The organism is Rhizobium sp. 42MFCr.1, assembly GCF_000377185.1.
Lineage (GTDB): Bacteria > Pseudomonadota > Alphaproteobacteria > Rhizobiales > Rhizobiaceae > Rhizobium > Rhizobium altiplani.
In genome coordinates, this window is record NZ_KB897885.1 from 1 (window position 1) to 9,793 (window position 9,793).

10 protein-coding genes and 2 pseudogenes are annotated in these 9,793 nt (G+C 62.4%); 5 read left to right on the forward strand and 7 right to left on the reverse strand.

Features of this window, described 5'->3' with window-relative positions; genetic code table 11:
- Window positions 1–219, reverse strand: a pseudogene (locus tag C934_RS0130850) (IS110 family transposase); the annotation flags it as partial.
- Window positions 220–550: 331 nt separating this feature from the next.
- Window positions 551–1,018, reverse strand: a complete 468-nt coding sequence (locus C934_RS0130855; RefSeq protein ID WP_018860362.1) for a cupin domain-containing protein — start codon at window positions 1,016–1,018, stop codon at window positions 551–553.
- A gap of 180 nt (window positions 1,019–1,198) precedes the next feature.
- Between C934_RS0130855 and C934_RS34435 the strand changes: the two are divergent.
- Window positions 1,199–1,441: pseudogene (locus C934_RS34435) on the forward strand (hypothetical protein); the annotation flags it as partial.
- Between the two features lie 188 nt (window positions 1,442–1,629).
- On the opposite strand, the gene C934_RS0130865 reads toward C934_RS34435, so the two are convergent.
- Complete coding sequence (locus C934_RS0130865; RefSeq protein ID WP_018860364.1) at window positions 1,630–2,670, reverse strand: zinc-dependent alcohol dehydrogenase family protein; 1,041 nt, start codon at window positions 2,668–2,670, stop codon at window positions 1,630–1,632.
- A gap of 249 nt (window positions 2,671–2,919) precedes the next feature.
- Between C934_RS0130865 and C934_RS0130870 the strand changes: the two genes are divergently transcribed.
- A complete protein-coding gene (locus C934_RS0130870; protein WP_018860365.1) occupies window positions 2,920–3,807 on the forward strand; it encodes a branched-chain amino acid aminotransferase in 888 nt (295 codons plus the stop codon).
- A gap of 110 nt (window positions 3,808–3,917) precedes the next feature.
- Window positions 3,918–4,844 (forward strand): bestrophin family protein, encoded by a 927-nt coding sequence (locus C934_RS0130875; protein ID WP_018860366.1) that lies wholly within the window; start codon window positions 3,918–3,920, stop codon window positions 4,842–4,844.
- A gap of 30 nt (window positions 4,845–4,874) precedes the next feature.
- Here the strand turns inward: C934_RS0130875 and C934_RS0130880 are convergent, their stop codons facing one another.
- Window positions 4,875–5,558 (reverse strand): glutathione S-transferase N-terminal domain-containing protein, encoded by a 684-nt coding sequence (locus C934_RS0130880; protein ID WP_018860367.1) that lies wholly within the window; start codon window positions 5,556–5,558, stop codon window positions 4,875–4,877.
- A 115-nt stretch (window positions 5,559–5,673) separates the two neighbouring features.
- On the opposite strand from C934_RS0130880, the gene C934_RS0130885 reads away from it, so the two are divergent.
- On the forward strand, window positions 5,674–6,285 hold the full coding sequence (locus C934_RS0130885) for a TetR/AcrR family transcriptional regulator (RefSeq protein WP_018860368.1): 612 nt from the start codon (window positions 5,674–5,676) through the stop codon (window positions 6,283–6,285).
- Here the strand turns inward: C934_RS0130885 and C934_RS0130890 are convergent.
- The 3 genes from C934_RS0130890 to C934_RS0130900 form a co-directional block, all read right to left on the reverse strand.
- Entirely contained in the window at window positions 6,266–7,507 is a 1,242-nt protein-coding gene (locus C934_RS0130890) for a multidrug efflux MFS transporter (RefSeq protein WP_018860369.1), read from the reverse strand. The genes C934_RS0130885 and C934_RS0130890 overlap by 20 nt on opposite strands.
- Window positions 7,504–8,181, reverse strand: coding sequence for a YbhB/YbcL family Raf kinase inhibitor-like protein (locus C934_RS0130895; RefSeq protein WP_018860370.1), 678 nt, complete (start codon window positions 8,179–8,181; stop codon window positions 7,504–7,506). The genes C934_RS0130890 and C934_RS0130895 overlap by 4 nt, the downstream gene beginning before the upstream one ends.
- An 87-nt stretch (window positions 8,182–8,268) precedes the next feature.
- Window positions 8,269–9,099: a helix-turn-helix domain-containing protein gene (locus C934_RS0130900; protein ID WP_018860371.1), complete on the reverse strand. Its 831-nt coding sequence runs from the start codon at window positions 9,097–9,099 to the stop codon at window positions 8,269–8,271.
- A gap of 168 nt (window positions 9,100–9,267) precedes the next feature.
- On the opposite strand from C934_RS0130900, the gene C934_RS0130905 reads away from it, so the two are divergent.
- A complete protein-coding gene (locus C934_RS0130905; protein ID WP_018860372.1) occupies window positions 9,268–9,612 on the forward strand; it encodes a nuclear transport factor 2 family protein in 345 nt (114 codons plus the stop codon).
- The last annotated feature ends 181 nt before the right edge of the window (window positions 9,613–9,793 follow it).

Here is a 9,793-nt window from a genome sequence, read left to right on the forward strand (position 1 = left end):
AATGTCGTCGAGCCAGTCGTAGATCACCATCCAGTTGCGGGTCGCCTCGACAACCGCATGCGAGTTCTGACGGTAGCGTTCGAGAAACCCGCCAAGCGACTGGCGGTCGTTCTTCACGCGGCCGGAGCGCAGCGTCTTGCCACCGCTCTCCTGGACCACCAGGTGGCTGTAGGATTTGTGATAGTCGACGCCGATATGATAATCATAAGAGGCAGTCATGCTTCCAACTCCCTTGTTGAGATCCGCAAAACCCCAACAGGATAAGCCGAAAGGCCGGAAGTGTGACTGTCCCTCAATCATTCGCAGTGATCCGTTCTCTCCGGAGGCGACCTCTTTCATGTCACCTCCCTTACAAATTAGCTTCCAGGGTGCGCGCTCGCATCGCGCCTACGTCGCGACCGGTCGGCGTCGAGCTCAAATACAGTCGACGAACGGCGGCGAACGCAAGAGGCCGCGTACGAAATCGCCCATCGTTTTTGTATGACAGTATTTATTAAGGGAGCGGGTGAGGCTCGCCCGAGCTATAGTCTCGGGCGGAGACCAAAAGGACTCAGGCCGCCAATATGGTGATCCCATGGGCGTTGGCTGCGGCATTCATGCGGTCCAGCGTTTCCGCTGACGGCGCCGCCTCCGGCGGTTCCTTCGAGCCAGCTGCCTCTAGGAATTCCACCATGTCGCTGGCGACGATAGCCGAGAAGACGGCGGGCTGAGGGCCGGGATTGGAGTAGGCGTGGGGCTGGTTCGCCTCGATGCGGACGATGTCGCCGGTCGTCGCCTCGAACTCGTCGATGCCGTTCTCCGTCGCGCGGCGGATCGTCAGCCGACCCTCGATGATCCTGAAGACCTCGGGACTGGCGTGGCGGTGCAGCGGCGTCCGGCTGCCCGCCGGCACGGTAATGTCGAAGATGTTGAGCCAGGCTCCTTGCAGACGAGCCCGTCGCTCGATCCGATCGCCCAGCACGAAGAACACCTTCGCGCTCGCCTGGGCAGGCGCTTTTACAAATGAGTTGGACATCATGTCTCGCTTTTCTTTTTCTTGGCGGCGAGCCCGTTAGACCTTTCCAAGGTCAATGGCAACTGGCTTCAAGTCCGTCGTGGTTGGCGTTTTCAGCGTCGGCCGGCATATGGGCAATGATCCTGTCGGCATCAAGACGGTGCGGCGTATCGCCCCTTTGCGGCTCTCTTCGTCCGAGAGCGGCCGCATGTCCAGCACAGCTGGCGGAATATCAGCGACGAGCCGGGCCAGATGTTCGGGACCGTCACACCTGGGGGCTGCGAGCAGCTGTTCATCGACATCGAAGCACTCAATGCCGATACGCCCGAGAAAATTGCAGTGATCGAGGCGCGCCTGGGGATCATCAACGATGTCACGCTGGCCCTCAATTTGGCGAGCGTGAAGCAAGGACAGGTTACCGGCACCGCATTGGCGCCTACCGTTTAAGGCTGCAGCACTCTCCTGGCCCTCGCTCTGCGCCGCCAGAATGCGTTTGGCGACTTCCCCCGAAGCCTTTGCATTGTCCTTGGCGATGGACGCCGCGATGGCCTGCAGCGCTGCAATATGAATCGCAACCACAGTAACGCTACAAACTGCAGCACTCGTTTTGATTGAAGTCGGTTGCGGTCGAGCCGTCAGAACTGCGTGATGACACTGATCCCGACTCCTTCGGCCTGATCCAGCGTCATCAAGCCCGGGATCGCCTCTTGAAGCGTGATGCGCCGGCCGATTAGCTTCTGTGGCGCGATCTTGCCTGACGTCAGCATCGACAGCATCGCATCGTAGCGCCAGGCCTGCATGCCGTGGCTGCCGTAGATCTCCAGCTCGTGGCCGATCACCTGCGCCATCGGGATCTGCGGTGTCGCATATTCGCCGACCATGAGGCCGACCTGCACATGCCGCCCGCGCCGGCGCAGGTTCTTGATCGAGTTGAAGCAGGTGACGGGGTGGCCGAGCGCGTCGATCGAGACATGCGCGCCACCCTTGGTGATCTCGCGAACCGCTTCCGCCACATCGGCGACGCTCTTCGCATTGATCGTGGCCACCGCGCCGCACTCGCGCGCGAAGGCGAGCTTCTCGTCGGAGAGATCGATACCGATGGCGTTGGCGCCAAGCGCCGTTGCGATCATGATCGCCGATAGGCCGACGCCCCCGCAGCCGTGAACGGCGATCCATTCGCCGGGACCGGTGCGCGCCTGGTCGGCAACGGCGCGAAACGACGTCGCAAAGCGGCAGCCGAGGCTTGCCGCCGTCGCATCGTCGATGCTCTCGGGAAGGTGCACGAGGTTGGTGTCGGCATAATCGATCGCCACGTATTCCGCAAACGAACCCCAATGCGTGAAGCCGGGCTGGAACTGGTTCGGGCAGACCTGCTGGTTGCCGGAATGGCATTCGCCGCAATGGCCGCAGCCGGACACGAAGGGTACGGTCACGCGATCGCCGACCTTGAAGCGCACGACGCCCTTGCCCGTTGCGACGACCTTGCCGGCCAGTTCATGGCCCGGCACATGCGGCAGCTTGATATCAGGATCATGGCCCATCCAGCCGTGCCAGTCGCTGCGGCAGAGCCCGGTCGCGCCGACGGCAATGACAACGCCATCCTCGCTGGGCGTGGGGTCGGGCAGGGCGCGAATTTCGGGAGCCTTCTCAAAGGCGTCGTAGAATATGGCTTTCATCGATTTTACTCCCTATCAGCCGCAGCGATTCCGACGGATGATGCCACGCCGTCGGTGTCGCATCCAATCGCGCCATCCATGATTTTCCGTGATATACCCATCGATGGCGCGCAAGGGATCGCGCACGAATATTACGCCCTGGAAAGCCTCGTCGCCATTTTCTTGCGTAGGGTTCCAGGCCGCGGATTTCCGCTTGACCGGCTCTTCGCGCGGGGATTTTGCTCTTCGGACTTTTCAAGGAGAATGCCCATGGCCGTCGACACATCGCCCCGTTCAACCACCTGGACCTACGTCGAGGGAGAGTGGCTCACCGGCAATCCGCCGCTGATCGGGCCGACCTCGCATGCCATGTGGCTAGCCTCGACGGTCTTCGATGGGGCGCGTTGGTTCGACGGCATCGCGCCGGATCTCGACCGGCATTGCCAGCGCGTCAATCGCTCGGCGATCAACATGGGTCTGAAGCCCGTCAAGACCGCTGAGGAGATCGAGGCGCTTGCCTGGGAAGGCATCAAGAGGTTCGACGGCAAGACGCCTGTTTACATCAAGCCGATGTATTGGGGCGAGCATGGTTCGGCCGGCAGCGTCGTCACCGTCGACGGTGAATCCACCCGCTTCGCCCTTTGCCTGTTCGAAGCCCCGCTCGGCAACAATGCGCCGAATTCGCTGACCGTCTCGCCCTATCGCCGCCCGTCGCCGGAAACGGCGATGACGGATGCCAAGGCCGGCTCGCTCTATCCGAACAGCGGCCGTGCCATTGCCGAGGCCAAAAGCCGTGGTTTCGACAATGCCCTGATGCGCGACATGAACGGCAACGTTGCGGAGACGGCGTCCTCCAACATCTTCATGGTCAAGGACGGCATCGTCGCGACGCCGATCGCCAACCGCACCTTCCTTGCCGGCATCACCCGCGCCCGCGTCATCGGCCTGCTGCGCAAGGCGGGCTTCGAGGTTCGGGAAGTGACGCTCTCGGTCGAGGATTTCATGAACGCCGACGAGATCTTCACGACGGGCAATTACTCCAAGGTCGTTGGCGTCAATCGCCTCGATGGCCGCGACTTCCAGCAAGGGCCGGTCGCGCGCAAGGCGCTCGAACTTTATATGGATTGGGCCTTCGGCCGCAGCGAAAGCGACAGCTAAGTCTGTTGCCTCGGATCTGAATACAATGGCCGCGCTTGCCGCGGCCATTCGCTCGGCTGTAGGGAGGAGAGCCGACATCTCTTTGTTCGAACGACCGAGAAGCCCGCGTCATGATCGTGCGCCCCCGTCCCAGCCTGCTTAAACTCTTCTTCATTCTCCGCGGTTCGATCATAAAGCAGGTTTTTCCGCAGATCCTGCTGACCGGTTTCCTGTCCTCGCTCGTGGTTCTCGTCCACAGCGTCTGGCCGGGTGTCCTGCCGATTTTCAGCGGTGCGCCTTTCGCGCTTCTCGGCATCGCGATCTCCATCTTCCTCGGCTTCCGCAACAACGCCTGCTATGACCGCTGGTGGGAGGCGCGCAAGCAGTGGGGACAGATGATCTTTTCGGCGCGTCACTTCGCGCGGCAGACGCTGATCCTCGAAACGGCGCATGGCGAGGCCGGGGCCGAAGCGCGCAGACGCCTGGTCACGCTCGTCATCGCCTTCATCCAGTCGCTGGTGCCGCATCTGCGTGCTGGCAGTGGCCGCGAAAAGGTCGAACGCCTGCTGTCGCCTGAGCTGAAAACCCGCTATCACGCGAGCCGCACGCCGCCGGAGGCGATTTCGCTGGAAATTTCCCGGGAGCTTGCCGATCTGCGTGCCAAGGACATGCTGTCAGACATCTCCTATCAGATACTCGACAAGACGCTCGGAGAGCTGACGCTGGCGCAGGCCTCCTGTGAGCGTATCCGCTGGACACCGGTGCCGTTCGGCTACACGCTGCTGCTGCACCGCACGGCGCACCTCTTCTGCCTGCTGTTGCCATTCGGCTTCGACGACGTCCTCGGCTGGTTCATGCCCTTTGCGACGGCGCTGGTCGCCTACACCTTCTTCGGCCTCGATGCGCTCGGCGACGAGCTGGAAGCGCCCTTCGGCAACCAGCCGAATGCGCTGCCGATCGGCGCCCTTGCCGACACGATCGAGATCAATCTGCGCGAAGCGCTGGGAGAGACCGACCTGCCGCCTCTCCCGGTGCCGGTGGACTACCTTTTGATGTAAGCTCTCCGGCCTCCGTAGCGCTGAAAGAAGTCAGGGCAGGACAGGCGTGCCGGTCCGGTTGGCGGCGGCCAGATAGACCTCTGGGGCGAAAAAGACGCCGTCCTGTTCGAAGGCCAGCAGTTGCTCGGCTCGTAGCGCTTCTCTCACCCTTGGCCGTTCGCCAACCCGCTTTATGAAAGCGGAAAGCGCCGGCCATTGTCTGAGGTCGATAGCGATCCATGGTGACCAGTTCAGGCAGACGAAGAGATAGGCATCGGCTACGGTGAAATTCTCGCCGGTCAGGTAGGGCCCTTCCATACGGCTGCTCAGCCATTCCAATCGTTTGAGGAGCAGGGCGCGGATCTGGTCATGGGCGCCGGCATAAGCCGCATCGAAAAACATAACCATCGGCTTGTGCAACTCGGAGGTTATGAAGTTCAGGTAGGATTGCACCTGGCTGCGCTCGAAGGTGCCGGCGGCCGGCAACATCGATGTTCCCTCGGCTGCGCTATCGGCAAGGAACTGGGCAATGATCGGCCCCTCCGTCAACACCTTGCCGTCGTCGAGTATCAGGGCCGGCACATAGCCGTTGCCGTTGATGGAAAGATAGTCACTACCATTCTCTGCCCGGTGGTTCGCGGGGTCGACGGCGATCAGTTCCACATCGATTCCAAGTTCGCGGCAAATGATATGCGGCGAGAGCGAACAAGCGGCAGCGCGCATGTAAAGTTTCATCGGATTTCCTCCTCCGCAGACCGGCATCGGCGTGCCGGTATCAATTCATTGGACATTTGTACTGTTTCGCATAAAAATAAATCGGTCAAGAATTTAATGCGAAGCGGTACAAAATATGAAGGATGAGAAGAAGCGGGGCCGTCCGCGCGCGTTCGATGCGGGCGCGGCGATCGGCAAGGCGCGTGAGGTTTTCTGGGACCGGGGATTTTCTGCGGCGTCGCTGGACAATCTGAGCGCCGCCACGAGCCTCAATCGGCCGAGCCTCTACAATGCCTTCGGCGACAAGGAGGATCTCTATCTGGATGCGCTGGAGGGCTACCGGATGGACAGCATGGTTGTCCTCGAGGAGGCGCTGGATGCGTCCTTGCAGGTGCGCGAGAATCTGGCGCGGATCTACGATCGCGCGCTTGCAACCTACCTTCACGGCGATACGGCGGCGCGCGGCTGCTTCTTGATCAGCACCGCGGCCGTCGAGGCCATCCAGCACGAGCGCGTGCGCGACGTGCTGGGCCGCAGCCTCGCCGATTTCGACCGCGCGATAGAAGAACGCCTCGTTCTTGCGGTTGAACGCGGAGAGCTGCCGGACAAGACCGATCCGAAGGCATTGGCCCGGTTGGCCTCGGCGATCATGCACTCGCTGGCCGTGCGGGCGCGCGCCGGGGAAACCCGGGAGGCGCTGGAAGCACTGGCGCGCTCCGGCGTAGAGCTTATCTGCGGCGCGCCGTAACGGCATTGTGCGGCCGCACGAGCCAGGCGTAGGCGGCGCCTGCGATCAGCAGCACGCAGGTTCCGAGGAACACCACTCGCATGCCGATATGGCCGCCGACGAAACCGCCGAGCACGGGGCCGGCGACCTGGCCGACATATTGCGAGGAGACCGACAGGCCGAGGATGCTGCCGGCCGCGCTATCAGGCACGCTGTGGCGGATAACCGCGGAGATGCAGGGCAGAAGGCCGCCGAGCGCGATCCCCATCAGGAAGCGCAGGATGATCAGCTGCCAGGAACTGGTCACGAATGCCTGCGGGATCAGCAGTAACCCGGCGACCGCAAGGGCACCCGCAATGACCGGCCAGTGGCCGATTCGGTCGGCAAGCTTGCCGAGACGCGAGGCCGATAGGATGCTCCCGAGCGCTGCCGCCGACATGACAACGCCTGCAATCATCGTTACCCTGCCGGGATCTTCCGCCAGCTGCGCGACGTAGACGGTGATGATCGGCTCGATCGACATGTTGGCGAGCATCAGCAGCATGCCGGTGGCGAGCATCGCAATGACGGGACCCTTGTCGGGGATAGAGGCCCAGCCGCCGCTTGCCTTCGCGGCCTGCTTGCGGGCAGGGGACTTCTCTTCCTTGATCAGAAAGGTTGTTGTGAGGAAAGCCACGAAAATCATCGCGCCGGCGGCGAGGAAGGTGTTGCGGATGCCGATCAATGGCGGCAGCGCGCCGCCGATCAGCGGCCCGACGAGGTTGCCGGCCATGATGCCGGAAGCGAGTACACCGAGCGCCCACGCGGATCGATCCTTCGGCGTCTGCGTCGCGACCAGCACCATCGAGCCGGACGAATAGCCGCCCGCAAGGCCGACGAACAGGCGCAACGCCACCAGCTGCCAGACGTTGTCAGCCATGCCCATCAGCGAGATCGCGACCGTCATCCCGGCGCTGGCGCGCACCAGCATCAACTTGCGTCCGTAGATATCGCCAAGCCGGCCCCAGAGCGGCGCCACGAAGGCGGCGGCCAGAAAGGTCGCGCCATAGGCGATGCCCGACCACTGCACGATCGCCGCGTGGTTACTGACCCCAAGCTCCTCGACATAGAGGGGCAGGAAAGGCAGCAGCAGCGTCATCGCGACAATCGTCGTGAAGGAGCCGAGCAGCGAAATGACCAGATTACGCTTCCAGTAGATCGAGCCGCTCTCGACAACGGCTGCGTCCCATTTGGTATCGGTCATTTCGTGGCCTTTGCATTGATCGTATAGGTCAGTTCAGCCGCGCCGGAGGCAAGGATATGTCCCTTTGCGGCGGCAAGAAAATCGGCGCGGGTGAAGGCGTCGGGTAGCGCGAGCCTGTCGATATCGAGCGCATAGACCGTTACGCGGTAGCGATGGATGCGGAGATCGTTCCACGGTGGGCACGCGCCCATATAGCCGCCGTAGGGACCATCCTTCAAGAACCCAGCGAAACCATTCTGGCCGCGGCGGCCATGCTCGGTCATCTCCAGTGGCAATCCGCCCGGCGGCAAGCCGTCGCCATCGGCTCCTTCGGCGAGCTTTGTGACCGTGGCTGGGATGTCCGCAAGGATCCAGTGCGTGAATTCCATCCGGGGCAGGTCGTGCGCGATCACCGTTCCGTCCTTGTTGAGCAGCGAGAGGTCTTGCGGCACATCCGGATCGGTCATGGCAAGCGCATAAGACCGCGTGCCTGCCGGTCCCTTCGACCAGGAGAAGGCCGGGCTCTGGTTCTTGCCAGCCGCTGGCTTGCCTCCGGCCGCGATGCAGGATGCGTTCTCCTCCGGCAATGTGCCTCCCTTGCCGCTCTTCTCGAAGGTGATCTTCAAGTCCGCGGCGAGGGTCGGCATAGCGCCGAGAGCAAGAATGAGGGTCGCTGCCGTTATCGTTTTACGCATGAGCGTGTCTCCTTTTCGATGAGACAGCTCTAACAATCGCGGTGATCGCCTGATGCGCAGAAACGCTCAAAGAATTGTCGGAAAAGCTCAAACATTTGCCACATGCTGTCTGGCCCGCATGCGCTCGGCGAAGCGTCGCGGTGAGCGATAGCCGGCCGCAAGCGCCGCCTCGCGGAGCGAGATCCCTTCCTCCGAGAGCAGTGTTGCAGCAAGGTCCACGCGCACCTCGGTCAGCAGGTCGCGCAGGGATGTCGATTCCGCGGTGAGCCGCCGCCGCAACGTCGCGTTGCTGGTGCCGAGTTCGGCGGCGATCGCATGGGCGGTCCAGGACTTGTCCGGCTGCCATCGGATGAGCGAGCGCACGGCGTCGCTCGTTGTCTTCGGCTTGACCGGCAGGACGCCGCGCATGCCAAGCACCGTCAACACCTCCATCACGCGATGTTCGATCAGCAGGGCAGGCAGCGTCCCGCTCGTCAGGCCCTCGCCGGCATGGTGGATCGCGGCAGCAAGGACCGTGTCGAGCGGCAAATCGATCGGCCGAACCGCCCGCTGCGGCGGGAACGAACGAGCCGCCCGCGCGACAAGTTCGTCGGGGAAGCCGATGAAGATCGCCCGGTAGACGCCGCTGGCAGGATCGGGGTCATTGACGACATCGCCGCGCCAACCGCCGGGCAAGACCAGAACGGTGCCTGCGCCAAAGCGCAGCTGCCGTCCCATGGTCACGAGTTCCTTCGAACCCTCGACGATAACGACGACCGACGCGCGCGGAAACGCGCAGCCGGCGATGCGTTCGCGCTCGCGGGTCACGAAGGTAAAGAGCGCGGAGACCTGCTCCGCCACCTCAGGCAACGCCCGCGGGCGGTTGTCCTTGGCGGCAAGCTTCTGCAGCCGCTCCAATATGGTTTGCGCTTCCGACATGCAATCGTCCGTCGTCGATGATGGCGATGATCTTGAACCATCGCCGCAGACTTTCCAAGCCGCCAGTGGTGCCGCAGTTGCCGCAATGGGCTTGAGATGCTATAAATCCGATTGCAAAATGCAATCGGATTTTGGGGCGAGGCCACTGACGCCGAAAGGATTTGTGCCATGGACACCCTGCAAACATCGCGCGAGCAGACCGTTCGCGGGCTCTACGATGCCTATCTTCAGGGCCGCAAGGAGATCGCGGTCGGGATGCTGACGGAGGATTTCACCTTCTCCAGCCCGCGCGACGATCACATTGATCGCGTTGCCTATTTCAGCCGTTGCTGGCCCGAGCCGCCGCCATTTCGCGAGATCGAGATCGAGCACCTTGAGATCGCGGACGACGAGGCCGTGGTACGCTACCGGGCCGAAAAGCATGACGGCGGGGCATTCCGCAACATGGAGGTCATGCGCTTCAGGGGCGACAGGATCGCCTCGGTGGACGTCTATTTCGGTCGCAACGTCTAGCAGGCTGTTGAAAAAGGCATTGGCGCAAGGCTCCTGTCGTTATTCACTCGCTTTATTGCGATTTGGAGCTGATGGATGCGTGGCGGCGATGTGAGGACAGGCGAACTCTTCAGCTATGTGGATCTGGAGGCTCGTGTTCGAAAAGATCATCCTCTACGGGCCATCCGGCAGATCGTGAACG